Source organism: Streptomyces sp. NPDC045022 (assembly GCF_056432605.1).
In genome coordinates this window covers 97,837-121,990 of sequence record NZ_JBWKIR010000010.1, presented here as the reverse complement: position 1 = coordinate 121,990, position 24,154 = coordinate 97,837, and the positions used below count along the sequence as shown (strand labels likewise).

Below are 24,154 nucleotides of genomic sequence, written 5' to 3'. Positions count from 1 at the left end.
ACTGGTAGCAGCCCCGCACAGGATGACGGCTCCTGAGCGGTAGGGGCCGCCGGTCTTCCCACCCCGCCCTCGGCCGGCGGCCCAGGCCAGGGCGCAGGCCACAGCCGCCGTTCACACGACCGCAACACCCGTTCCCAGTATGCGGACAAACACCGCCGTGACCTCGACAAACGCGGCGTTCGCTGCCACTCTCCCGCCATGCACCCTGCCCCTCGCGCCCTGCGCCGTGCGGTAGCCGCCGCCACCGTAGCCCTGCTCGCCACCGCTGTCGGCTGTGCTCCGCAGCCCGAGGAGAAGGCGTCGGCCACCCCGTCCGGGTCGACCGCGAAGAGCTGCGTCCAGGGCAAGTTGGCCACCAAGACGTCCGGAAAGCTGACGATCGCGACCGACGAGCCGGCGTACGAGCCGTGGTTCAAGGACGGCAAGCCCGCCGACGGCAAGGGCTTCGAGTCGGCGGTGGCCTACGCCGTGGCGAAGCGACTGGGGTACGACAAGAGCGCGGTCGTGTGGCAGAGCGTGCCGTTCAACAAGGCGTTCGCCCCCGGCGTGAAGACCTTCGACTTCGACATCAACCAGGTGTCGATCAGCACCGAGCGCAAGAAGGCCGTGGACTTCTCCTCCGGCTACTACGACGTGCGCCAGGCCGTCATCGCGCTCAAGGGCAGCAAGGCCGCCAAGGCGGCGAGCGTCGAGGACCTGAAGGACCTCAAGCTGGGTGCGCAGGTGGGCACGACGAGCCTCGACTACATCGACGACGTGGTGAAGCCGAAGCAGCAGCCCGCCGCCTACGCGAAGAACGACCAGGCCAAGTCGGCGCTGAAGAACGGTCAGGTGGACGCCGTCGTCACCGACCTGCCGACCGCGTTCTACATCACCGCTGCCGAGGTGACGAACGCGAAGATCGTCGGCCAGTTCGAGAACCAGGGCGGTACGCCCGAGCAGTTCGGGCTCGTGCTGGACAAGGGCAGCTCGCTCACCTCGTGCGTGAGCGGCGCCGTCGACGCCCTGCGCAAGGACGGCACCCTGGCGAAGCTCGAGAAGCAGTGGCTCTCCGACGCCGTCGACGCCCCGGTACTCAAGTGACCGTCACCAAGGGCGAGTCGGCCCGGGAGGGGGCGGACGACAAGGGTGACACGACGGGCGGCGCCGGCGACGGTGCCGCCGCCGACGGGTACGTACCCTCCGAGCGGCGCCTGGGCCGCGAGCGCTACAAACGCGCGCGTGCCCGCCGCGCCGCGGCCGTCGCGGCGCTCTCGACCCTCGTCACGGCGGTCGTGCTCTACCTGGTCGTCGTCAACGCGCCGGGCTGGCCGCGCACCAAGGAGACCTTCTTCAGCGCGGAGTACGCGCGCGAGGCGTTCCCCAAGGTTCTCGAAGGGCTGTGGCTGAACGTCCGTCTGCTCCTGATCTGCGGCGTCGCCGTCCTGGTCCTCGGCATGTTGATCGCCGTCGCCCGGACCCTGCGCGGCCCGGCGTTCTTCCCGCTGCGGGTGCTGGCGGCGGCGTACACCGACTTCTTCCGCGGCCTGCCGCTGATCATCAACCTGATGATCGTGGTTCTGGGCGTGCCCGCGCTGCGCCTGCAGGGCGTCACGGTCGATCCGGTGCTGCTCGGCGGTACGGCGCTGACGCTGACGTACTCGGCCTACGTGGCGGAGGTCTTCCGGGCCGGCATCGAGTCCATCCACCCCTCCCAGCGGGCGGCGGCCCGCTCGCTGGGCCTGACGAACCGGCAGGCCCTGCGCCATGTGGTGCTGCCGCAGGCGGTGCGCCGGCAGGTGCCGCCGCTGCTCAACGACCTGGTGTCGCTGCAGAAGGACACCGGTCTGGTGTCGATCGGCGGCGCGGTGGACGCCGTACGGGCGGCCGACATCATCGTGGGCCGCAGTCTGAACTACACGCCGTACATCGTCGCGGGGCTGGTGTTCGTGGCCCTGACCATCCCGATGACCCGCTTCACGGACTGGGTGACGGCCCGGATGGACCGTCAGCGGGCCCAGGGAGGATCCCTATGAGCGACGCACCTGTCCTGCGTCTGGAGTCCGTCCGCAAGACGTTCGGCGGCTCCGTCGTGCTGCGGGACGTCGATCTGGAGGTCGCCCCGCGCACGGTGACCGCGCTGATCGGTGCCTCCGGCTCCGGCAAGTCCACGCTGCTGCGCTGCGCCAACCTTCTGGAGGAGATCGACGACGGCGCGATCTGGCTGGACGGCGAGGAGATCACCGATCCACGGGCCGACCAGGACGCGGTACGGCGCCGGATCGGCGTGGTCTTCCAGGCGTACAACCTCTTCCCGCACATGACCGTGCTGGACAACATCACGCTCGCCCCGCGCCGGGTGCACGGCGTCCCGCGCGCCGAGGCCGAGGAGCGGGCCAGGGAGCTGCTGGAGCGTCTGGGCCTCGCCGGAAAGGCCGACGCCTACCCGGACCGGCTCAGCGGCGGCCAGCAGCAGCGTGTGGCGATCCTACGGGCCCTTGCCGTACGGCCCCGGCTGTTGCTGCTGGACGAGATCACGGCCGCGCTCGACCCCGAACTCGTGGGTGAGGTACTGGAAGTGGTCCGGGGCCTGAAGGACGAGGGCATGACCATGGTGCTGGCGACGCACGAGATGGGGTTCGCCCGGGACGTCGCCGACCAGGTTTGTTTTCTGGACGATGGCGTCGTGCTGGAGCGGGGCACCGCCGAGCAGCTCTTCGGTCACCCGCAGCAGGAGCGCACCCGGCGCTTCCTGCGGCGGATCGTGGAGGCCGGCCGCCTGTAGGAGTCAGGGCTATGCGTCGGCCCGCGCCGTCCCCACCAGAGCCGCGACCCGCTCGACGCCGAACACGTAGCCCTGCACCCCGCAGCCCGCGATCACGCCGTCGGCGCGCAGGGAGACGTAGGAGTGGTGCCGGAACGATTCGCGCTGGTGGATGTTGGAGATGTGCACCTCCAGCACGGGCATCCCGTCGCACGTGTTGAGTGCGTCCAGGATGGCGACCGACGTGTGCGAGTAGGCACCGGGGTTGATGACGATGCCGCAGTGACTGAGGCGCGCCTCGTGGATCCAGTCGACCAGTTCGCCCTCGTGGTTGGACTGCCGGAAGTCCACCGTGCCGCCGTGCGCGGCCGCCGCCTTGGCGCACAGCGCCGCCACGTCGGCCAGCGTGTCCTTGCCGTAGATCTCGGGCTGACGCTGGCCGAGCAGGTTCAGATTGGGCCCGTTGAGGATCATGATCGGGGCATTGGCCAGGGTGCGGGGCACGGTTCCTCCGGTCCGTTCGGGCGGTGTGTCGACGACCGCTGCTCGCACCCGGTCTATCACGCCGGACCGAGCGGGCGGCCGGCCGCGGGCGCCGCCGCCTCGGCGCACGCTCCGGCATCGGTGATCACCACCGCACGCTCCCGTAACCGGTGATCACCCCGGGTAGTTGTCGCGGCATGCACGATGTACGCGCCGTGAGCGCACCGTCCATGTCGCGGCTCGCCGCCGCCTCACTCGCCGGGACCGCGATCGAGTTCTACGACTTCTTCGTCTACGGGACCGCGGCCGCCCTGGTCCTGGGGCCGCTGTTCTTCCCGACGTTCTCGCCGCTCGCGGGGACGCTGGCGGCATTCGGGACGTTCGGGGTGGGCTTCCTGGCCCGGCCGCTGGGCGCGGTGGCGTTCGGGCACTTCGGCGACCGGCGCGGGCGGCGGCCGGTGCTCGTCGTCTCGCTGCTGCTGACCGGTGCCTCGACGGTCGCGGTGGGCTGCGTGCCGTCGTACGAAACGATCGGCATCGCCGCACCCGTGCTGTTGCTGGTCCTGCGTTTCCTGCAAGGGCTGGGGCTCGGCGGGGAGTGGGGCGGGGCCGTGCTGCTGACCGCCGAGCACGCCCCCGCGGGGCGGCGCGCCCTGTGGTCGTGCTTTCCCCAAGTGGGGCCCGCAGTCGGCTTCGTGCTCGCCAACGGGGTGATGCTCGCACTGTCGGCCGGGCTGTCCGACGCGGAGTTCGCGCGCTGGGGGTGGCGCGTGCCGTTCTGGGCGGCCGGTGCGCTGGCACTGGCGGGGCTGTGGTTGCGCTCGTCGCTCGCCGAGAGCCCCCGGTTCCTGGAAATCGACGACCACGCGCGCGTGCCACTCGTCGAGGTCGTACGGCACCACGGGCGGCTGGTGCTGCTGACCGCCGGGGCGCTGGCCGCCGGCTACGCGGTGTTCTACGCGGTGACGACCTGGTCGCTGGCGTATGCCACGGAACGGCTCGGCGTGAGTCGGACGGTCATGCTGACCTGTGTCATGGCCGCGGTGGTGGTGAAGGGAGCACTCACGCCCGTCATGGCGCTGTGCGGTGACCGCTACGGGCGCCGGCCGATGTGTCTGGCAGGCTGCGCCGCCTGTGCCCTGTGGATGTTCCCGATGGTCGCGTTGCTGGCCACCGGTGAACCCCTGCTGATGTTCGTCGGCATCCTGGGCGCCCTGCTCGCCTTCGTCACCATGTTCGCGGTGATCGCCGCCTACTTGCCGGAGCTCTACGAGGCGCGGGTGCGCTGCACGGGGGCGGCGGTCGGCTACAACCTCGGTGGGGTCCTCGGCGGCGCCCTCACCCCGATCGTGGCCACGGCGCTCGCGGAACACGGCGGGCGCGTCCCGTGGGGCGTGGGCGCGTATCTGACGGGCATCGCGCTGCTCAGCCTGGGGTGCTTCGCGCTGCTGCCGGAGACACGGCCGGTCCCCGTGCCGGCGGCCGAGCCGGCCACGGGATGACCGCGGTGGCGCCGCCCCCACGCGTGTGCACCGGGGCCCATGACCGCGGCAGGCCGGTCGTCCCGCCGTGCGTCAGGGGTTGATCGCCAGCTCCAGGTAGGCCGCGAACAGCACCAGGTGGACACCGCCCTGCAAGGGGGTGGCCCGTCCGGGCACGACCGTCAGGGAGGCGACGACGACGGTCAGTGCGAGCAGCAGCATGCCGGTCGAGCCGAGGCCCAGGACGAGGGGCCCGGACAGCCAGACGGAGGCGAGCGCCACCGCCGGGATCGTCAGGCCGATGCTGGCCATCGCGGAGCCGAGCGCGAGGTTGAGGCTCGTCTGCACCCGGTCACGGCGGGCCGAGCGCAGCGCGGCGATCGTCTCGGGAAGCAGGACCAGCAGGGCGATGATGACACCGACGACGGCCTGGTCCAGTCCCGCCGCCCCCACGCCCGACTCGATGGTGGGCGACACACCCTTGGCCAGGCCGACGACGCCGATCAGGGCCAGCCCGAGCAGGCCGAGGCTGATCCACGCGGTGCGCCCGGACGGGGGCTCGGCGTGGTTGTCGGTGGTGATGACCTCGCCCTGCCGGGTGATCGGCAGGAAGTAGTCCCGGTGGCGTACGGTCTGGGTGGCCACGAACAGGCCGTAGAGGATCAGCGAGGACACGGCTGCGAACGTCAGCTGCACGGTGGAGAACTCGGGTCCGGGCGTGCTGGTCGTGAACGTCGGCAGGACCAGGCTGAGCGTGGCCAGGGTCGCCACGGTCGCCAGGGCGGCGCCGGTGCCCTCCGGGTTGAAGACCGCGGTGCCGTGCCGCAGCGAGGCGACGAGCAGACAGATCCCGACGATGCCGTTGCAGGTGATCATCACGGCGGCGAAGACGGTGTCCCGCGCCAGAGTGGAACTCTTGCCGCCGCCGTCGGCCATGAGGGTCACGATCAGTGCCACCTCGATGACCGTGACGGCGAGGGCGAGCACCAGGGAGCCGAAAGGCTCGCCGACCCGGTGGGCGACCACCTCGGCGTGGTGCACCGCCGCCAGGACGGAGCCGGCGAGCACCAGGGTCACCAGGGCGACGACCGGGCCGGGCAGGTGACGGCCCCAGCTGAAGACCAGCAGGACGACCGCGAGCACCGGCACGAGGAGCGTCCATTGGCTGGTGAGCGACCGCAGCCGAGTGATCATGCCGCGATGGTCGCAGAGAGGTACAAGATTCGCAGTCCGCCCTTTTCGGAGACCTCTCGCCCCGTCGGCGCGGTCAGGCGTCGGCCCTGTCCTTCGGAGCGGCTTGGCCGCCGGTGCGCTCCGCCTCGACGGCCACCTGTCTCCGGGTGGCCATCAGGCTGGTGATCGTGGTGACGACCAGCACGGCGCAGATCACGCCGAGCGAGACCGGGATGCTGATCTCGGGCACATGGACACCGGACTCGTGCAGTGCGTGCAGCACCAGCTTGACGCCGATGAAGCCGAGGATGATCGACAGGCCGTAGGAGAGGTGGACCAGCTTCTTCAGCAGACCGCCGATGAGGAAGTACAGCTGACGCAGACCCATCAGGGCGAAGGCGTTGGCGGTGAACACGATGTACGGGTCCTGGGTCAGACCGAAGATCGCGGGGATGGAGTCCAGGGCGAACAGGACGTCCGTGGTGCCGATGGCGAGCATCACGACAAGCATCGGCGTCATGACCCGCTTGCCGTTCTGCTGGATCCACAGCTTGGTGCCGTGGTACCGGTCGGCCACGCCGAACCTGCGTTCCGCGGCCTTCAGCACCTTGTTCTCCTCGTACTCCTCGTCCTCCTCCTCGGCGCGGGCCTCCTTGACGAGCTTCCAGGCGGTCCAGATCAGGAAGGCACCGAACAGGTAGAACACCCAGGAGAAGCTGCCCAGGATCGCGGCTCCCGCGGCGATGAAGACGGCACGCAGAACCAGGGCTATGAGGACACCGACGAGCAGCACACGCTGCTGGTACCGGGTGGGTACCGCGAACTTCGCCATGATCAGGACGAAGACGAAGAGGTTGTCGACGCTCAGCGATTTCTCGGTGATGAAGCCGGCGAAGAACTCACCGGCCGGGTGTCCGCCACCGAAGGCGAGGAGACCCAGGCCGAACAGCCCGGCCAGGGCGATCCAGACGACGGTCCAGATGCCGGCTTCCTTGATCGACACCTCATGGGGCTTGCGACCGATGAAGAAGTCGACGGCGATCAGGGCGGCGAGACCCAGGACGGTAAGGACCCACAGGGTCATGGAGACTTCCACTGCACCTCCGGATTACGGAACGGCAAACACATGAGCGGTGTCACTGCCGGAGGTCTCTTCCACCCGCGCGGGGCCGACGCCCCGGGACCGGAACCGGTCCGTACTGACGGGTGCGCCGCAGTCAGGGAGTACTCCCCTCCGCACGAAGAACAGTACCCCAATCACCAAGGAAAGGTAAAGGGATAAGTAAAAGAATGACCAAATTGCCTGGCCAACGCATCTTTACCTGCGCTTGGCCAGCGCTCTCGCCACCTCGGCGAGCACCCGCTGGACTATCTGGCTACCGGCCGGCACGAGCGAGGGTTCGTACGTCCATGCGTGGCCGACCCAAGGATCCGCGAGGTGGTCGTCGGGCACGGGGGTGAGTCGCATCAGCGAACGCCACAGCGGGTCGAGCAGGGGGCCGTAGGCGGCGGCGTCCCGGCGGTCCGCGACCATCAGCAGGTGGACGCCGACCGCCGGGCCCTCGTCGGCGACGTAACGCAGCCGGGTGACCGCCCGGTCGTCGAACCCGTGCGGGAAGTCGTTGACGATCAGCAGCTGCTGCGCGGTGTCGACATCGGCCGGCAGCGACGCGGCCGCGCCGGCCCGCACCGCCATCTGCAGCAGGTCGACCCGCCGGGTGAGCGTCTCCAGCACCCGCGTCACCCCCGCCGCCCCGGTCTCGGGCGCAGTGGCGAGCACTCCGGCTCCCGCCAGCGGCAGAAGCGCCGCCGCCCCGGCACCGGCCGGGTCGATGACGTGCACGGCGAACTCCCCCGCGGGGTGCACGGCGAGCAGCCGGGCCGCGAGCGCGACGGCCGCGGCCATGGCCAGGTGCCGCAGCTCGGCGGAGTCCGGGAGGGAGTCATCGAGCGCTGCCGTCGGACCGCTGTCAATCCACAGACCTCGCTCCAGTGGCAGCCTGACCAGCATCGGGATGCGCAGCGGCACGCTTTCGGGAAGGTGGAGATCGCCGAGTCGCAGAGCCATCGGCGGCTCTGCAGGCACGCGGTAGCCGTGCCAGACAGGGCTGTCCCAGCCGGCGTACGCGGGCGGGAGCGCGGGCTCGACCACCTCCGCCTCTGCGGTGAGCTGGGCGAGGTCGCGGTCGAGGGCCGCGCGCGCCTGGTCGACCAGGTGGGCCCGACGGGCGTGCGCGGTCTCCCGCGCGGTCTCTCCAGATGTGCCGAGCCGGCCCCGAGGGTCGGCGAGGGCCTGGTCGACTTCCCTCTCCATGCGGGAATCGGCGAAGTCGACGGCGCTGCGATAGGCGGCCGTGGTCCGGGCCAGGTCCTCGAACATGCCCCAGACCTGGTTGTACAGCCGTTCCTCCATCGACCAGCCCACGGCGTCACCGGCGACGGGCTGCGCGGGCTGACCGTCGGTCGCCGGGGCCGCGGAGGGCGTTGGCGGCGGAGTGGCGCTGTGGCGGCGGGAGTGCGTGTAGTCGACCGGGCCGCCGAGGCCCAGCGGTCGGGGTCCGGCTCCGGGGGCCTGGACCTCGTACGGGTTCCGGCCGTCGTGGGACGTGTGCCGGGGATCGTACGAGGGCGTCGCCTCTGTCGTCCCTGACACGGAGGCGTCCTGAGGCGCGGAGACCTCACGCGGCGGGGCGGAGACGTCCTGAGGCGCGGGCGTGGAGGACGGGGCGGGGATCACGCGGGCCAGGCTCTGGGCCGCCGCCTCCTGGACGGCGGCCGCGAGCTCACCGGCCTCGCGCAGCCCCTGGTCGGCCAGGAGCGCGGGGAGACCGTCCGCGTAGCCCTGGCCCATCGCGCGCAGCTTCCAGGCGCCCTGGCGGCGGTAGAGCTCCAGGGCGATGACGGCGGCCTCGGCGTCCAGTCCGGTGAGGGTGTAGCAGGCCAGTTCGGTGCCGTCAGGACCCTCTACCGAGGTGTGCGGGGCGGGCACGGCACCGAACCGGAGCGGTCCCGCGGTCCCGGCGGGCAGGACGAGGAACACACCGACGCGGTGCACGGCCTCGGGCAGGGCGGTCAGGTCGACGGCCAGGCGATGTTCGGCGGCGGCCTGCCGGGCCACCTCGACGCCGGGCAGCGCGGGCGCACCGGGGTGGGCCACCCACTGTGGGCCGTGCACCGTGCCGTTCTCGTCGCCGAGTGCGGCTCCGGCGAGGACCGGCACTCCGGCCGAGATCCGGATCGTCAGCCGGACCTGGGACAGCGGGTGGTTCTGCCCCCTCACCAGCTCGGCCGTCATCGCCGTCGCCCCCTGTGTCGTGTTGTCGTGCACCCGCCCGTGGGTGCGGGCGGTCCGGGTCCCGGCCTACAGATGCGGCAGGATCGCCGGCATCAGGTCCTGGAAGGTGCGGCCGTTTGCCGGGGTGCCCAGGGCGGTCATCGTCCAACTGGCGCCCGACCGGTGCACCTTGGCCATGATCTGGGCGGTGTACTGGCCGCCGCCGGCCAGCGTGTAGCGGGCGAGTTCCTGGCCGTTGGTCTCGTCCACGAGGCGGCAGAACGCGTTCTCCACCTCTTGGAAGGTCTGGCCCGTGAAGGAGTTCACGGTGAAGACGATCTGGTCGATGTGGACCGGAACGCGCTGCAGGTCCACCAGGATCGCCTCGTCGTCCCCGCCCTGGCCGACACCACCCACGAGGTTGTCGCCGGTGTGGCGCACGGAACCGTCATCGCTCACCAAGTGGCGGAAGAAGACCACGTCGACCGGCTGCTTCTCGGCGAAGAGGACCGCCGAGGCGTCCAGGTCGATCTCACGCGTGCGGGAACCGAACAGGCCGCGCCGCTTCGCCGCCTGCCAGCCGAGCCCCATGCGGACCGCGGTCAGGGTTGCCCCGTCGTTCTTCTCCAGACTGATGGCCTGACCCTTGGTCAAGTTGACGGACACGGCTGGTTCCCCTCTCGACGTCCCCTGTTGCCGCGCATCGCGCGGTTGTCCAGAACCCTACGCAGGGGCACCGACAGTGCCGAACCCCGGCCCGCGCTTTGTGTCGGTGTTGCAACACTTGGCGCATATGCCGAGGTCCGGCACGGTGGCGGCGGACTCAGGCGATGCCTGCCTCGCGCATCTGGCGCAGTTCCTTCTTCATCTCGGAGACCTCGTCGCGCAGCCGGGCGGCGATCTCGAACTGCAGCTCGGCGGCGGCGGCGCGCATGCGTTCGGTCATCTCCTCGATCTGCTCGGCGAGTTCGGCCGCCGGGCGGTCCGTGGGCACCGTGGCCCCCGCCTTGCCCTTGGCGGACTTGGCGGCTTTTCCGGCCTTCGCCCCCTTGGCCGCCTTGTCGCCGAGCGACGGTACGGGAGCCTTGGCGCCCTTCCCGTCCTTGAGCTTGCGGTAGCCGGAGCCGAGCAGCTGCTCGGTGTCGACCTCTTCCCGGGCGATCTGCGCGACGATGTCGTTGATCTTCTTGCGCAGCGGCTGCGGGTCGATGCCGCGGGCCTTGTTGTACGCGACCTGCTTCTCCCGGCGGCGGTTGGTCTCCTCGATGGCCTTCTCCATCGCCGGGGTGATCTTGTCGGCGTACATGTGGACCTGGCCGGAGACGTTGCGCGCCGCTCGGCCGATGGTCTGGATCAGCGAGGTTCCGGAGCGCAGGAAGCCCTCCTTGTCGGCGTCGAGGATGGCCACCAGGGACACCTCGGGGAGGTCGAGACCCTCGCGCAGCAGGTTGATGCCGACCAGGACGTCGAACTCTCCGGAGCGCAGCTCGCGCAGCAGCTCGACGCGGCGCAGGGTGTCGACATCGCTGTGCAGGTAGCGCACCTGGATGCCGAGTTCCAGGAAGTAGTCGGTGAGGTCCTCGGCCATCTTCTTGGTGAGCGTGGTGACCAGGACGCGCTCGTCCTTCTCGGTGCGCTTGCGGATCTCGTGCACCAGGTCGTCGATCTGGCCCTCGGTCGGTTTGACCACGACCTCCGGGTCGACCAGGCCCGTCGGACGGATGATCTGCTCCACGACGCCGTCGCCACGGGACAGTTCGTAGGTGCCCGGGGTCGCCGACAGGTAGACGGTCTGCCCGATGCGCTCCTGGAACTCCTCCCACTTCAGCGGACGGTTGTCCAGGGCCGAGGGCAGCCGGAAGCCGTGGTCGACCAGGGTGCGCTTGCGGGAGGCGTCGCCCTCGTACATGGCGCCGATCTGCGGGACCGTGACGTGCGACTCGTCGATGACGAGCAGGAAGTCGTCCGGGAAGTAGTCCAGCAGGGTGTTGGGCGGGGAGCCGGGCGAGCGGCCGTCGAAGTGCATCGAGTAGTTCTCCACGCCGGAGCAGGTGCCGATCTGGCGGAGCATCTCGAGGTCGTACGTGGTGCGCATCCTCAGGCGCTGGGCCTCCAGGAGCTTGCCCTGCTTCTCCAGCTCGGCCAGGCGCTCGCCCAGCTCCTTCTCTATGTCGTTGACGGCCCGCTCCATGCGCTCGGGACCGGCGACGTAGTGGGAGGCGGGGAAGACGTACAGGTGCTGGTCGTCGCTGATGATCTCGCCGGTGAGCGGGTGCAGTGTCGACAGCGCCTCGATCTCGTCGCCGAACATCTCGATGCGGACGGCCAGCTCCTCGTAGACCGGGAAGATCTCGATGGTGTCGCCGCGGACCCGGAAGGTGCCCCGGCTGAAGGCCATGTCGTTGCGTGTGTACTGGATGTCGACGAAGCGGCGCAGCAGCTCGTCGCGGTCGATCTCGTCGCCGACCCGGAGGGGGACCATCCGGTCGACGTACTCCTGCGGAGTACCGAGGCCGTAGATGCAGGACACCGAGGCGACGACGATGACGTCGCGGCGGGTGAGCAGCGAGTTCGTCGCCGAGTGGCGCAGGCGCTCGACCTCCTCGTTGATCGAGGAGTCCTTCTCGATGTAGGTGTCCGACTGCGGGACGTAGGCCTCGGGCTGGTAGTAGTCGTAGTACGAGACGAAGTACTCGACCGCGTTGTTGGGCAGGAGCTCGCGGAACTCGTTGGCCAGCTGGGCGGCCAGCGTCTTGTTCGGCGCCATCACGAGGGTGGGGCGCTGGAGCTTCTCGATCATCCACGCCGTGGTGGCGGATTTGCCGGTGCCGGTCGCGCCGAGCAGGACGACGTCCTTCTCACCGGCCTCGATGCGCTTGGCCAGGTCGGCGATGGCCGCCGGCTGGTCGCCGCTGGGCTGGTAGGGGCTGACGACCTCGAAGGGCGCCACCGTGCGTTCGATGTGGGAAACGGGCCGCATGGCATCCACCGTACGACCCCGCACTGACAACGGGCCCGGATCAGCGGTTCTGCGGCGTCCGGGAGCCGTGGTGCTCGGGCCGGCGGACCGGCCCGCGGTCCTCCTGGGGGGCGGGGTGGCGGTCGGGGAGGGCGGCGACGGCGGGGGCCGGGACACCCGGTTTCTGCTCGACGGGCGTGCGGGCCGGCCGGCCCATGAGCATCAGCGGATCGAAGACCACGACCAGGCCCGCGAGGAGCAGGAAGGCGAGCGGGCCGATCAGCATCGGCGCGAGCACGGACGCGGCCGGGCCGCCCCCGCCGGTGTGGGAGGTGCCGTCGAGCTGGACGTCGAGGGCGGCCATGCCGGTGTAGTGCATGCCGCTGACCGCGAGTCCCATGACGAGGCTCGCCCCCACGCTCCACAGGAGGCCCCGGACGCGTCCGGCGGCCCAGAGGGCGGCGGTGGCCGCCACGACCGCTATGACGACGGAGGCGGCGACGGTGAACGTGTTGTACGTGAACCGGCCGTGGAAGTGCATGCCGGCCATGCCGAGGTAGTGCATCGAGGCGACGCCCAGACCGGTGATCGTGCCTCCGGTGAAGAGGGCGGTGCCGGTGGCGCCCCGGTAGCCGACGATGAAGATCCCGACGCCGACCATGACGATGGCGAGGGCGAGGCTCGCATAGGTGATCGGCTTGTCGTAGTGGATCGACGTCTCCTCGATGGTGAAGCCCATCATCGCGACGAAGTGCATCGTCCATATGCCGGAGCCGATCGCTGCGGCGCCGGCGGCCAGCCAGGCGGGGCGCCAGGAGTGCGTGACCAGCAGGGAACGGGTGGTGCAGCGCAGGCCGAGGGCACTGCCGAGGCAGGCCATCACATAGGCCACCAATGGGGTGACGGCCCCATAACTGAATCCGTCGACCGTGCCTTGCATCCGCGGCTGCCCTTCCGCCTTCTTGCGTCCCGGAAATGTCTGCGATGTGCCCCCGTCCCAGGACCGCTCGGGCGGTCAGGGTTGTCGCAGAGAGTATGACCCCCACCGGAATGGTCGAACGATTTTCCGGCAAAGAAACACGGCCTTGCCGCACTTGTGCGGCACCGGTGAGCGGACTTGGACCTCTCCGTTCAATGTGTGGCCATCGTGCGCCCGCGTGCCGTTGACTCTGTGCTGTCAGTCTGGTGCTGTCCGTATTCGCTCGACGCGAGGAGTCTGCATGCACGCGCGCGTACTGGCCACCGCGGCCACCGCGGTCCTGGGGACGGCGGCGGCCCTGCTGGGCCCCCCCTCCGGCGCCCTGGCCGGCGAGGTCACCGAGGTGGGAGCGGTCAGCGCGGTCGGCGCCCCCACGGTGATCGCCCACCGGGGGGCCTCGGCCTACGCTCCCGAGAACACGCTCGCCTCGATCGACAAGGCGGCGAAGCTGGGCTTCTCCTGGGTCGAGAACGACGTCCAGCGGACGAAGGACGGAGAGCTGGTCGTCGTCCACGACGACAGCCTGCGGCGCACCACGAACGTCGAGGAGCTTTTCCCGGGCCGGGCACCGTGGAAGGTGAAGGACTTCACCGCCGCCGAGATCGCCCGGCTGGACGCGGGCAGCTGGTTCTCCCCCGCGTACGCGGGCACGCGTGTGCCGACTCTCAAGCAGTACATGCGCCGGGTCGAGCACAACCGCGAGAAACTCCTCCTGGAGATCAAGAACCCGGAGCTGTACCCGGGCATCGAGCAGCAGACCCTCAAGCTGCTCGGCCGCGAGGGCTGGCTGGACCACGGCCACCTCGGGCGGCTCATCGTGCAGAGCTTCAGCGCCGGCAGTGTGCGGACGGTCCATGAGCTGAAGCCCGCGGTCACCACCGGCTACCTCGGTATGCCCGCAACGGCTCAGCTGCATCAGTACGCCCGGTTCGCCGATCTGATCAATCCCTCGTACGGGAAGCTCTCCCTAAGGTACGTCTCGGCCGCGCACGCCTTGGACGGGCCGCACGACAGGCCGCTCGGCGTGTTCGCCTGGACGGTGGACGACGCGGCCGCCGCCCGCAAGGTCGCCGGGTACGGCGTCGACGGGATCATCAGCAACAAGCCCGACGTGGTGCGGTCGGCGGTGCGCTCGGACTGAGCCGGGCGGGCGTTGTCAGTGGCGGGTCGTACCGTGGGCGCATGGACAGCCTTGGGCAGGACGAGCAGCGGGTCGTGTGGGCCGTCGTCGGCAGTGACATCGGCCCACTGATGCTGGCGGCGACCCGTGACGGCCTGGTCAACGTCGTCTTCCACGCCACGGACGCGGTGCGCGACCGGGCCGTGGAGCGGCTGGCGGCCCGGCTGGGCGGCGAGCCCGTGGAGGCCCCGGACGCGCCGCTGCTCGCCGAGGCGACAGGCCAGCTGCGGGCGTACTTCGCGGGCGAGCGGCACGACTTCGACCTGCCGCTGGACTGGTCGCTGATCTCCGGGTTCAACCGGCAGGTACTGCGTGAGCTGGCGTCCGGTGTGCCGTACGGCAGCGTGGTGGGGTACGGCGATCTGGCCGGCCGGGTCGGGCAGCCCGGCGGGGCGCAGGCGGTCGGCGCGGCGATGGGAGCCAACCCGCTGCCGGTGGTCGTGCCGTGCCACCGGGTGGTGGAGAGCGACGGCGGTATCGGCGGGTTCGGGGGCGGGCTGGAGACCAAGCGGAAGCTGCTCGCGCTGGAGGGCGTGCTGCCCGAGCCGCTGTTCTGACCGGCCCGGAGCCGGCTACACGCCGTAGTGCCGGACCTCGAAGACGTTGCCGTCGGGGTCCCTGAAGTAGAAGTTGCGCGTGGCCTTGCCGCGGGCGCCGAAGGCGTCGTGACCGATGTCGCTCAGGGGCACGCCGTGTTCCCGCAGGCGGGTCCGCAGGGCGTCGAAGGCTTCGGCCGGCAGGGACAGGCAGACATGGTTGACGGGGTGGCCCGCGCTGTCGGCCGAGCCGGGCAGCATCCTCATGCGGTCCGCGACGCTGTGCGGCGCGAGGTCCAGAATCGTCTCCTCGTTGACGCGCACGGAGGGAAACGTCACCTTCCCCTCGGCGAACTCGGCGACCCTCATGGGTTCCAGACCGACGGCCTCCTCGTAGAAGCCGGCGGCGGCGACCGGATCGGCCACCCACAGGACCACATGGTCGAGGCGCGCGCTCTTGCTCTTCATGCCACCAGGCTGGTGGCGTCCCCCACAGGCCGCAAGCGTTTAGCGGGGGCCGGCGCCCGCCAGAGATGAGGAAGGACCGACGGACAGGAGGCGCGCGTGGTACTGGTGGTGTCGGAAGAAGTCCGGGAGGCGATCTACGCGCGGCGGCCGGTGGTGGCCCTGGAGTCCACGATCATCGCGCACGGCCTGCCGCGTCCGCGCAATCTGCGGGTGGCGCTGGAGCTGGAGGACGTGCTGCGGCGGGAGGGCGCCGTCCCGGCGACCGTCGCCGTGCTCGACGGGCGTCCGCGGGTCGGCCTGGACAAGGAGCAGCTGGAGCGGGTCGCGAACGAGGAGGCCATCCGAAAGCTGGGCCACCGGGACCTGCCCCTCGCCGTGGCGGCGGGGGTGAGCGGGGCGACCACGGTGTCGGCGACGGCGCAGCTGGCCGCCCTGGCGGGTGTCAGGGTGTTCGCGACGGGTGGTCTGGGCGGTGTGCACCGGGAGTGGACGGTGACGCAGGACGAGTCGGCCGACCTCGGGCTGCTGGCGCGCACGCGGATGACGGTGGTGTGCGCGGGCGTGAAGTCGATCCTGGACGTGCCGGCGACCCTGCAGCGGCTGGAGACGCTGGGCGTGGCCGTCGCCGGGTACGGCACGGACCGCTTCCCCGGCTTCTACCTGTCCGACTCGGGCCATGCGGTCGACTGGACGCTGAGCAGTCCGGATGAGGTCGCCGACGTCATGCGGGCCCAGGACGCGCTCGGCGCGCCGGAGTCGGCGCTGATCGTCGCCAATCCGGTACCGGAGGCGGAACAGCTCGATCCCGAGCTGCACGCACGCGTGCTCGCCGACGCGCTCGCCGCCTGTGCGGAGCAGGGCGTCACCGGACAGGCGGTGACCCCGTTCCTGCTGGACCACCTGGTCCGGCACACGGACGGCGCCTCCCTGAACGCCAATCTGGCGGCCGTACGCGGGAACGTACGGCTGGCGGCACGGATCGCCGCGGCGTGGACCAGGGGATGACCGCGGGACGCCGGAGGGGGGCGCTGCTGGTCGTCGGGGACGTGGTGACGGATGTGGTCGCCCGGCACCGGGGGCCGCTCGCGGCCGGCACCGACACGGCCGCCGTGATCCGGACGCTGCCGGGCGGCGCGGGTGCCAACGTGGCCTGCTGGGCCGCCTACGCGGGCTGTGCGGAGGTGCGGCTGCTGGGGCGGGTGGGCGCGGACGCGGCCGCGTGGCACGAGCGGGAACTGGTGGCGGCCGGGGTGCGGCCCCGGCTGGTGGTCGATCCGGAAGCGGCGACCGGGACGGTGCTCTGCCTCGTCGACACGGCGGCGTCGGCCGAGCGCACGTTCCTGACGGACAGCGGGGCGTCTTTGCGACTCGAGCCCGCCGACTGGTCGGACGCGTTGCTGGACGGGGTCGCCCGGTTGCACCTGTCGGGCTATCTGCTGTTCACGGAGTCCAGCCGGGCTCTCGCCGAGGTGGCGCTCGCGGCGGCACGTGTGCGTGGTGTGCCGGTCAGCCTGGATCCGGCGTCGGCGGGCTTCCTGGTGGAGCTGGGCGTAAACCGTTTCCTGGCGTTCGCGCAGGGGCTGGACGTGCTGCTGCCCAGCCGGGACGAGGCGTGTCTGCTGACGGGGCTGGCGGACCCGGCCGACGCGGCGGCCAAGTTGAGCCGTCTCGTGCCGCTGGTGGTGGCCAAGGCGGGAGCGGACGGGGCGCTGGTGGCCCGTGCCGGCGCCGTCGGGGCCCGGATTCCGGCTGCGACGGCGACTCCTCGGGACACCACCGGCGCCGGTGACGCCTTCACCGGCGCGTTCCTCGCCGCCCTGGTCTCGGGCGCGGACCCGGAGGAGGCGGCGGCACGCGGGTGCCGGGCGGGGGCGGAGGCGGTGCGACGGGTGGGCGGAAGACCGCCGCACCCGGGGGCTGGTGGCTAGAGGGGGGCGGCGGGCACGCGGGCGCAGGCGGCCGGCACGAACGCCCGGACCGAGACAGCTGAGCGGGCGGATGACCGCTGTCTACGCCTTTCTGCCCCACGCAGAGATCAGAGGGGCGGTGGTCAGGTCCATGTGACCGGCCTCGACGTTGGCCAGGTGCCGGTCGATCTCCTCGTCGGTGGCCAGCCCCGCGGCGACGAGCCGGTCACGGATCTGACGGACCGTCGCGGCCTCCAGCTCGGTGCAGGCGGGTGAGGTCATGGGGAAGTACGCGTCGGCCTCCACCTCGTGCAGCCCGGCCTCGCGGAGCAGCCGCGGGAGCTTACGGCCGTACGACAGATCGGCGCCGCGTTCGGCGAGCAGTGTGCGAAACCCCTGGCGAAGCCGGTTGGCGAGCCGCTGCTCGGGGCCGTACTCGTCGGGACAGATCAGGGGCTGCAGAGCGGGGTCGGCGTCCTCGATCAGCAGCCGCCCGCCCGGCCGCAGGGCCTCGATCATGCACCGCAACGCTCGGTCCCGGTCCGGGACGTGGACCAGGACGAGCCGGGCGTGGACCAGGTCGAAGCCCTCTCCCGGAGGTTGTCCGGCGCCCACGTCATGGACGCGGACGTCCACCGGCGGACCGGCCACGGGGGCGAGCCGCGAGGTGTCGATGTCGGTGGCGACGACCATGCCGGTGGGGCCCACCTTCGCCGCGAGCCAGGACACCACGGAGGTGCCGCCCGCCCCCACCTCCCAGCAGCGCCAGCCGGGTCCGATGCCCAACCCCTCGATGTGCCGGAAGGTCGTGGGATCGAAGAGGGTGGCGAAGGCGTCGAAGCGCCGGCCCGCCTCGCTCTGCCGGTTGCCCAGGAGATACCCGTCGGATTGCGTCATTCCGTGATCCTCCCAGTCACCCGGCTTGCCCGGATCGGCCGACCCTCCGTTCGCGGGCGGGGCCGAGGTGAGCGCCGGATCGACGCCGCGTCCACAGGGGGGAACCAAGCGGAACTCCCTGTTCCCACAGGCTTCCCCGCACTGTGCCGCTCGACTGGCAGACTTGCCCGGCAAGGCGCGAAAGCGTTGTGCGAGGAGATCCACGCGAGGAGATCCAGATGTCCATGGCAGGGAATCTGCGGAAGGTCACGGGGCTGGGCAGGGTCGGCGGCCTGCGCAAGGTGGCGCGGCTGGCCCGGCGGCGGCCGCGGGTGGACCTGAGTCATCCCGCCAGGTCACCGCTGGGCTCGTCGGTGGTGAACTGCGTGATGTACCAGGACGGCGTCCGCGTACCGGAGTGCGCCGATCTGGTCGATGCCGTGCGGCAGGTACGCAAGAGCGGTGAGGGGTTCGTCTGGCTGGGGCTGCACGAGCCGACGGACCGCGAGTTCGCGGGCATCGCCGAGCTGTTCGCCCTGCATCCGCTGGCGGTGGAGGACGCGGTCGAGGCGCACCAGCGCCCGAAGCTGGAGCACTACGGGGACACGCTCTTCGCGGTGTTCAAGACCGTCTGCTACGTGGAGCACGAACGGCTGACGGCGACCAGCGAGGTGGTGAACACCGGCGAGATCATGGCGTTCGTCGGTGAGGACTTCGTCATCACGGTGCGCCATGGCCGGCACGGCTCGCTGGGGCCGCTGCGCGAGGAGCTGGAGGGGGAACCGGGGCAGCTCGCCAAGGGTCCGGCGGCGGTGCTGCACGCGATCGCCGACCACGTCGTCGACGACTACCTGAACGTCACGGACGCGGTGCAGGCCGACATCGACCAGGTCGAGACGGAGGTGTTCTCGGAGGCCGGCGCACGGCTCGACCCGGGCCGCATCTACCAGATGAAGCGTGAACTGCTGGAACTCAAGCGGGCGGTGGTGCCGCTGGGCCGCCCGGTGGAGGACCTGGCCACCCGGCCCATACGAGTCGTGGCCCCGGAGATACAGGCCTACTTCCGCGACGTGCTCGACCACCTGATACGGGCCAAGGAACAGATCGCCGCGTTCGACGAGCTGCTCAACTCCATCCTGCAGGCCCACCTCGCGCAGGTGACCGTCGCGCAGAACGAGGACATGCGGAAGATCACGGCCTGGGCCGCGGTGGTCGCCGTGCCGACGATGGTGTGCGGTGTGTACGGCATGAATTTCGACCACATGCCGGAGTTGCGCTGGCGGTTCGGCTATCCGCTGGTCATGGCCGTGATGGCGGGGGCGTGCCTGGCGTTGTACCGGGGCTTCCGGCGCAACGGCTGGCTCTGACGGGCACGCCGTTCCGTTCGCCGGTCCTCGCCGCTTCCGCCGGCGGGTCGATCCCGAGGCACTTGTGTCCAGTGGGCGCGGAGCGCGTCGTCGGAGGTAACGGAAAGTGGGGCTTTGCCGGATCTCCTGCCCGACCCCATCAGCCACCCCAGGCCGGATGACGCGGGTCGTCGGCGCGCACCAGGACGTCCGCCGACCGGGCCGGGTCCGTCTCGGACTCGTAGCGCTCGAAGGCAGGGAGCGTCCAGTGGTCGGCCTCGGGGGTCCGGCGGCGCAGGGCGCCCGGGGAGAGGAGGACGTGCACGGTCAGGTCGAACGGGAACCAATGGCGCAGCAGGAGGGGGCCATGGAGCAGCAGGAATCCGCCGGGCGGGAGGTGGGCGTAGGGGCTGCGGGTGGCCCGGTCGGTGGCCGGGTCCCACAGGTCGGGCAGGATCCGGCCGCTGCCCCCGGGGTCGAGCGGCCCGAAGACCTCGCGCCACAGGGCGCCGGTGTCGAACCATCCGCTGTAGTACGACTCCGCGTCCCGCCGCCCGTGTTCCAGGCGCAGCGAGGCGGGCCGCAGGAAACCCTCGGCGCCGACCACGAGGGAGGGGCGGCCGCGCACACGCAGCGCTTCCCCGACCCGCTCGGCGAGGTCTCCGGGACGGGCGGCCGGCGCTCCGTCGAAGCCGACGCGCGGCCAGGTGCCTCCGTCGGCCGGCTCCAGGCCGGTCATCCGGTCGGCGAGCAGTTCGGCGAGCCGGTCCCAGGTGATCGCTTCGAGTCGCACAGGGCCCATGATGCCGGGTGGACCGAACGGCCGGTGCCTGCTGCGAGAGAGGGTTGGGGGCGGGCCCCCGGCTGGGAGGGGATGGTGTGGGCCGGGGTGGGAGGCGCGGGTGGTGACGGGGAAAGTACCGCGTATGGCGTTTCCCACAACTCCCCACTCCCCCGGTCGGCTTGTGGCCATCCAGCCTCTGAAGCACAAGCGGTGTGCCGGTTGCCGACGCGGTCCGCTGTCGTTGCTCGTGCTGGAGGACGGGGTGCCGTACTGCCTGGACTGCGCCGATCTCGGACACCTGGTCCTCCTGCCGCGCGGCGACACGGCGCTGACCCGCAGATCGCGGGAGGAGAGCACGCTGTCGGTGGTGGTCGTCCGGTTCAACCGGCGCAAGAGCCGCTACGAACGGCAAGGCGTCCTCGTCGAGGAGGCGGCGCTGGGCCGGGCCGAGGAACGCTGCCTGGCGGACGCGGAGGCCCGGCGCCGGCGGCGGGCGCGGGACGCGCGGCGCCGGGCGGTGGAGGACGAGCAGTTCGTGGCCGCGTTCGCCGCGGAAATCCTCCGGCTTTTTCCCGGCTGCCCGGCTGAACGGGCGCGGGTCGTCGCCGCGCACGCTTCCGTGCGGGGCAGCGGCCGGGTCGGACGCAGCGCGGCCGGGCGGGCGCTGTCCGAGCGGGCGGTGATTCCGGCGGTCGTGGCGGCCGTACGGCATGTGGACACGCCGTACGACCAGCTGCTGATGAGCGGCGTGTCGCGCTCCGACGCACGGCGCCGGATCGCCCCGGCCGTGGAGAGCGTGCTGCGGGCATGGCAGGGGGTAGGAGAGGACGTGGGCTGACGGGGCGGGGTGAAGATCAGGGGAGGGACGCCGGGGAGGTATGCCGGTTTCCTGTAGGCAGCGTCCGTGGGAAGCCCTCGTGAGAAGAGCTCGCGGGAAGCGCCGGCTGCCCTCCCTGGACGCTCGCGTATGCCGTCGCGTCCCTCGGCCATGGCCGGGCGGCCGTCCCGGGCATTCACTGGACGTGAGGTGGAGGCCGGGTCCTGGCCCGGGTGGAACGAGAAGAGGGCGTGGAGATGATCGACGGGCCGTTCTTCGTCGTGGTGATGCTGGGGATTCTCGGGACCGGGCTGGTGGCCGGGGTCTTCTGCGGGTTCTCGACGTTCGTGATGCGGGGCCTGGCCGCACTGCCGCCCGCGCAGGGCGTCGCGGCGATGAACGCGATCAACGTGGCCGCGGTGCGCCCTGCCTTCATGGCCGTGTTCACCGGTTCGGCGGTGCTGAGCGCACTGATCGCGGTGGTGACGTTCGTGGTGTGGCCGGACGACGGGAAGGTGGAGCTGCTGCTGGGCAGCGCGCTGTACCTGTTCGGCTCGTTCGGGCTGACGCTGGCGGCGAACGTGCCCCGCAACGACAGACTGGCCCGGCTGACCGCGGGCGCTTCGGAGGCGGCCGTGTACTGGCCGGCGTACGTGCGCGAGTGGACGTTCTGGAACCACGTCCGTACCGTCGCCTCCGCAGCGGCCGCCCTCGTCTACCTGCTGGCGCTCACCTGATTCCCCCCTCGACCGGCCTGGTCGTCCAGCCCCCTGTTCCGCCACCCTCCTGCCCCCCTCCGGGTCCTGCCCTGACCCGCCCTCCTCCTCCCCCCGGAGCCTGCCCTGATCCCGGCAGAAAGCGCTGTCCGCCACTCTGCGCGGCTGTCGGCGGAGACGTATCGTGGCCGCAAGAGTGCCGCCCGATGACGCACGGCCCGTCGTACACCGGTGCCTCCGGTACCCGTACGCGAGGAAGACGACCATGGCCGATCCCAAGGGGTTCATGACCACACCGCGCCAGGAGTGGCCGCGGCGGCCCGTCGAGGAGCGGGTGCGGGACTGGGACGAGGTGTACGTCCCGGGAGCGCTGCTGCCCATCATCAGCAAGCAGGCCGACCGTTGCATGGACTGCGGTGTCCCGTTCTGCCATGACGCCTGCCCGCTGGGCAATCTCATCCCGGAATGGAACGACCTGGTCTCGCGGGAGGACTGGCGCGCCGCGAGCGACCGGCTGCACGCCACCAACAACTTCCCCGAGTTCACCGGGCGGCTGTGCCCGGCGCCGTGCGAGGCGGGGTGCGTGCTGGCGATCAACCAGCCGGCCGTCACGATCAAGAACGTCGAGTGCGCGATCGCCGACCGGGCGTGGGAGGAGGGTTTCACCCCCGCGCGGTCTCCCGAGCGGCTGTCGGGGAAGACGATCGCCGTCATCGGCTCGGGGCCCACCGGGCTCGCGGCGGCCCAGCAGCTGACCCGGGCGGGGCACACGGTCGCCGTGTTCGAGAAGGACGACCGGATCGGTGGGCTGATGCGGTATGGGATCCCCGAGTTCAAGATGGAGAAGCGGCATCTGGAGCGCCGGATCGAGCAGATGCGGGCGGAGGGGACGAAGTTCCGTCCGTCGACGGCCGTCGGGCGGGACGTTCCGGCGGCGGAGCTGCGGGCGCGGTACGACGCGGTGGTGATCGCCACGGGGGCGACGGCGTGGCGGGAACTTCCGGTGCCGGGTCGGGAGTTGAACGGGATACACCAGGCGATGGAGTATCTGCCGCTGTCCAATCGGGTGTGTGCGGGAGATCTGGAGGTCTCACCGCTGTCCGCGGCCGGCCGGCACGTCGTGATCATCGGCGGCGGGGACACCGGGGCGGACTGTCTCGGGACGGCGGTGCGCGAGGGAGCCGCGTCCGTGAGCCAGCTGGACATCTACGCCCAGCCGGATGCCGAGCGCGACGAGGACACCGAGCCGTGGCCGACGTACCCGAAGATCTACCGCTTGTCGGCCGCGCACGAGGAGGCGCGCGACCTGCGTACGGCGCCGGCGGCGGACGCGGACGCGCGGCTGTTCGCGGCGTCCACGCTCCGCTTCACCGGGGACGACAGCGGGCACGTACGCTCCCTGCATCTCGTGGAGGTCGACGCCCGGCGACTGCCGGTGCCGGGCACCGAGCGGATGCTCCCCGCCGACCTGGTGCTGCTCGCGCTCGGGTTCTCCGGGCCCGATCAGGAGGACGGGCTGGTCGAGCAGTTGGGGCTGGCGCTCCAGCCGCGCGGCACGATCGCCCGGGACGACGGCTTCGCGACCAACGTTCCCGGGGTTTTCGCCGCCGGGGACGCGGCGCGCGGACAGTCGCTCATCGTGTGGGCGATCGCGGAGGGACGGGCGGTGGCCGCGGCCGTCGACCGGTATCTCACGGGGAGTTCACGACTGCCGGCGCCGGTGTCTCCGCGGGATCGGCCGATGCGGGTGTGAGAGCGGTACCAGGGCCACCGCCAGGCCGGATCGGACACCGCCGGATCGCATGACCGGCGAGCAGGTGACCCGCGCCGGGAGGGCGCGAGCCACGTCGGTAGGGTGCGAGGTCAGCCGCGCCGCTCGTCCGTCCCGGCCACCTTCCCCGTCGCCAGGGCCACCCGGTTCCAGGTGTTGATGGCCAGGATCAGGGCGAGGACGTGGGCCAGTTCCTCCTCCTCGAAGTGGGCGGCGGCCTGGGCGTAGACGGCGTCGGGGACGCCCGCGTCGGCGACCAGGGTCACCGCCTCGGTCAGCGCGAGGGCCGCCTGCTCCTTCGGCGTGAAGAAGTGCCGGGCCTCCCGCCAGACGGCGACCAGGTGGAGCCGGTCCTCGCTCTCACCGGCCTTGCGGGCGTCGTTGGTGTGCATGTGCAGGCAGTAGGCGCAGTGGTTGAGGTGCGAGGCGCGGATCTGGATCAGTTCGACCAGCGCGGGGTCGAGGCCCGTGCGGGCGGCGGCGTCGAAGCCGATGAGGGCGCGGAAGGCCTTGGGAGCGGTCTTCGCGAAGTCCACGCGGGTGCGGGCGCCCTCTGCCGCGGCGATTCCGGAGGCGGTGTCAACGGTCGTGGCGTTCGGGAGAGTTGCATTCGTGTTCGTCGTCATGTCTTCAATCTAGGGTGCGCAAAGACCGGCTGTAG

23 protein-coding genes are annotated in these 24,154 nt (G+C 71.2%); 12 read left to right on the top strand and 11 right to left on the bottom strand.

The features are described from left to right. The first annotated feature begins 198 nt into the window (after positions 1-198). From AC07C1_RS19755 to AC07C1_RS19745, 3 genes are read left to right on the top strand one after another with little or no spacing between them, the layout of a single operon-like run. Complete coding sequence (locus AC07C1_RS19755; protein ID WP_478940603.1) at positions 199-1,083, top strand: ABC transporter substrate-binding protein; 885 nt, start codon at positions 199-201, stop codon at positions 1,081-1,083. Beyond that, on the top strand, positions 1,080-2,015 hold the full coding sequence (locus AC07C1_RS19750; protein WP_478940601.1) for an amino acid ABC transporter permease: 936 nt from the start codon (positions 1,080-1,082) through the stop codon (positions 2,013-2,015). The genes AC07C1_RS19755 and AC07C1_RS19750 overlap by 4 nt, the downstream gene beginning before the upstream one ends. Next, positions 2,012-2,764 (top strand): amino acid ABC transporter ATP-binding protein, encoded by a 753-nt coding sequence (locus AC07C1_RS19745; RefSeq protein WP_478940600.1) that lies wholly within the window; start codon positions 2,012-2,014, stop codon positions 2,762-2,764. The genes AC07C1_RS19750 and AC07C1_RS19745 overlap by 4 nt, the downstream gene beginning before the upstream one ends. A gap of 9 nt (positions 2,765-2,773) precedes the next feature. Here AC07C1_RS19745 and aroQ read toward each other — a convergent pair whose 3' ends face one another. Further along, positions 2,774-3,247 (bottom strand): type II 3-dehydroquinate dehydratase, encoded by a 474-nt coding sequence (gene aroQ, locus AC07C1_RS19740; protein WP_478940598.1) that lies wholly within the window; start codon positions 3,245-3,247, stop codon positions 2,774-2,776. Positions 3,248-3,456: 209 nt separating this feature from the next. On the opposite strand from aroQ, the gene AC07C1_RS19735 reads away from it, so the two are divergent. Beyond that, complete coding sequence (locus tag AC07C1_RS19735; protein ID WP_478940874.1) at positions 3,457-4,728, top strand: MFS transporter; 1,272 nt, start codon at positions 3,457-3,459, stop codon at positions 4,726-4,728. Between the two features lie 72 nt (positions 4,729-4,800). Here the strand turns inward: AC07C1_RS19735 and AC07C1_RS19730 are convergent, their stop codons facing one another. From AC07C1_RS19730 to AC07C1_RS19705, 6 genes are all read right to left on the bottom strand, one after another. Continuing rightward, positions 4,801-5,901, bottom strand: coding sequence for a calcium:cation antiporter (locus tag AC07C1_RS19730; protein ID WP_478940596.1), 1,101 nt, complete (start codon positions 5,899-5,901; stop codon positions 4,801-4,803). 73 nt (positions 5,902-5,974) lie between these two features. Then, a complete protein-coding gene (locus tag AC07C1_RS19725) occupies positions 5,975-6,964 on the bottom strand; it encodes a TerC family protein (protein ID WP_478940595.1) in 990 nt (329 codons plus the stop codon). A gap of 234 nt (positions 6,965-7,198) precedes the next feature. Beyond that, complete coding sequence (locus AC07C1_RS19720; protein ID WP_478940872.1) at positions 7,199-9,175, bottom strand: TerD family protein; 1,977 nt, start codon at positions 9,173-9,175, stop codon at positions 7,199-7,201. A 66-nt stretch (positions 9,176-9,241) separates the two neighbouring features. After that, a complete protein-coding gene (locus AC07C1_RS19715; RefSeq protein ID WP_478940593.1) occupies positions 9,242-9,820 on the bottom strand; it encodes a TerD family protein in 579 nt (192 codons plus the stop codon). 157 nt (positions 9,821-9,977) lie between these two features. Then, the gene (uvrB, locus tag AC07C1_RS19710) at positions 9,978-12,134 is read right to left on the bottom strand and encodes an excinuclease ABC subunit UvrB (protein ID WP_478940591.1); all 2,157 of its coding nucleotides are present in this window, start codon (positions 12,132-12,134) and stop codon (positions 9,978-9,980) included. A gap of 40 nt (positions 12,135-12,174) precedes the next feature. Next, positions 12,175-13,053 carry an MHYT domain-containing protein gene (locus AC07C1_RS19705; RefSeq protein WP_478940590.1) on the bottom strand — a complete coding sequence of 293 codons (879 nt, stop codon included), beginning with the start codon at positions 13,051-13,053 and terminating at the stop codon, positions 12,175-12,177. A 280-nt stretch (positions 13,054-13,333) separates the two neighbouring features. On the opposite strand from AC07C1_RS19705, the gene AC07C1_RS19700 reads away from it, so the two are divergent. Next, positions 13,334-14,233 (top strand): glycerophosphodiester phosphodiesterase, encoded by a 900-nt coding sequence (locus tag AC07C1_RS19700; protein WP_478940588.1) that lies wholly within the window; start codon positions 13,334-13,336, stop codon positions 14,231-14,233. A gap of 41 nt (positions 14,234-14,274) precedes the next feature. Then, positions 14,275-14,829, top strand: a complete 555-nt coding sequence (locus AC07C1_RS19695; RefSeq protein WP_478940586.1) for a methylated-DNA--[protein]-cysteine S-methyltransferase — start codon at positions 14,275-14,277, stop codon at positions 14,827-14,829. A 15-nt stretch (positions 14,830-14,844) separates the two neighbouring features. Here AC07C1_RS19695 and AC07C1_RS19690 read toward each other — a convergent pair whose 3' ends face one another. Beyond that, positions 14,845-15,276 carry a VOC family protein gene (locus AC07C1_RS19690; protein ID WP_478940585.1) on the bottom strand — a complete coding sequence of 144 codons (432 nt, stop codon included), beginning with the start codon at positions 15,274-15,276 and terminating at the stop codon, positions 14,845-14,847. A 96-nt stretch (positions 15,277-15,372) separates the two neighbouring features. Here AC07C1_RS19690 and AC07C1_RS19685 point away from each other — a divergent pair, with 96 nt between their 5' ends. Next, complete coding sequence (locus AC07C1_RS19685) at positions 15,373-16,281, top strand: pseudouridine-5'-phosphate glycosidase (protein WP_478940583.1); 909 nt, start codon at positions 15,373-15,375, stop codon at positions 16,279-16,281. Further along, positions 16,278-17,204, top strand: a complete 927-nt coding sequence (locus AC07C1_RS19680; protein WP_478940581.1) for a carbohydrate kinase family protein — start codon at positions 16,278-16,280, stop codon at positions 17,202-17,204. Before AC07C1_RS19685 ends, AC07C1_RS19680 begins: the two co-directional genes overlap by 4 nt. A gap of 81 nt (positions 17,205-17,285) precedes the next feature. Here the strand turns inward: AC07C1_RS19680 and AC07C1_RS19675 are convergent, their stop codons facing one another. Then, complete coding sequence (locus tag AC07C1_RS19675; RefSeq protein WP_478940579.1) at positions 17,286-18,080, bottom strand: methyltransferase; 795 nt, start codon at positions 18,078-18,080, stop codon at positions 17,286-17,288. Positions 18,081-18,298: 218 nt separating this feature from the next. Here AC07C1_RS19675 and AC07C1_RS19670 point away from each other — a divergent pair, with 218 nt between their 5' ends. After that, positions 18,299-19,426, top strand: coding sequence for a magnesium and cobalt transport protein CorA (locus AC07C1_RS19670; RefSeq protein WP_478940577.1), 1,128 nt, complete (start codon positions 18,299-18,301; stop codon positions 19,424-19,426). Positions 19,427-19,565: 139 nt separating this feature from the next. Here the strand turns inward: AC07C1_RS19670 and AC07C1_RS19665 are convergent, their stop codons facing one another. Next, positions 19,566-20,198: a nucleoside/nucleotide kinase family protein gene (locus tag AC07C1_RS19665; RefSeq protein WP_478940576.1), complete on the bottom strand. Its 633-nt coding sequence runs from the start codon at positions 20,196-20,198 to the stop codon at positions 19,566-19,568. 133 nt (positions 20,199-20,331) lie between these two features. Between AC07C1_RS19665 and AC07C1_RS19660 the strand changes: the two genes are divergently transcribed. The 3 genes from AC07C1_RS19660 (at position 20,332) to AC07C1_RS19650 (ending at position 23,475) form a co-directional block, all read left to right on the top strand. Then, the gene (locus tag AC07C1_RS19660) at positions 20,332-21,027 is read left to right on the top strand and encodes a DUF2293 domain-containing protein (RefSeq protein ID WP_478940574.1); all 696 of its coding nucleotides are present in this window, start codon (positions 20,332-20,334) and stop codon (positions 21,025-21,027) included. A gap of 236 nt (positions 21,028-21,263) precedes the next feature. After that, positions 21,264-21,743 carry an anthrone oxygenase family protein gene (locus tag AC07C1_RS19655; RefSeq protein WP_478940870.1) on the top strand — a complete coding sequence of 160 codons (480 nt, stop codon included), beginning with the start codon at positions 21,264-21,266 and terminating at the stop codon, positions 21,741-21,743. Between the two features lie 244 nt (positions 21,744-21,987). Beyond that, positions 21,988-23,475, top strand: coding sequence for a glutamate synthase subunit beta (locus tag AC07C1_RS19650; protein WP_478940572.1), 1,488 nt, complete (start codon positions 21,988-21,990; stop codon positions 23,473-23,475). Positions 23,476-23,585: 110 nt separating this feature from the next. Here AC07C1_RS19650 and AC07C1_RS19645 read toward each other — a convergent pair whose 3' ends face one another. After that, positions 23,586-24,119: a carboxymuconolactone decarboxylase family protein gene (locus AC07C1_RS19645; RefSeq protein WP_478940571.1), complete on the bottom strand. Its 534-nt coding sequence runs from the start codon at positions 24,117-24,119 to the stop codon at positions 23,586-23,588. Positions 24,120-24,154: the final 35 nt, after the last annotated feature.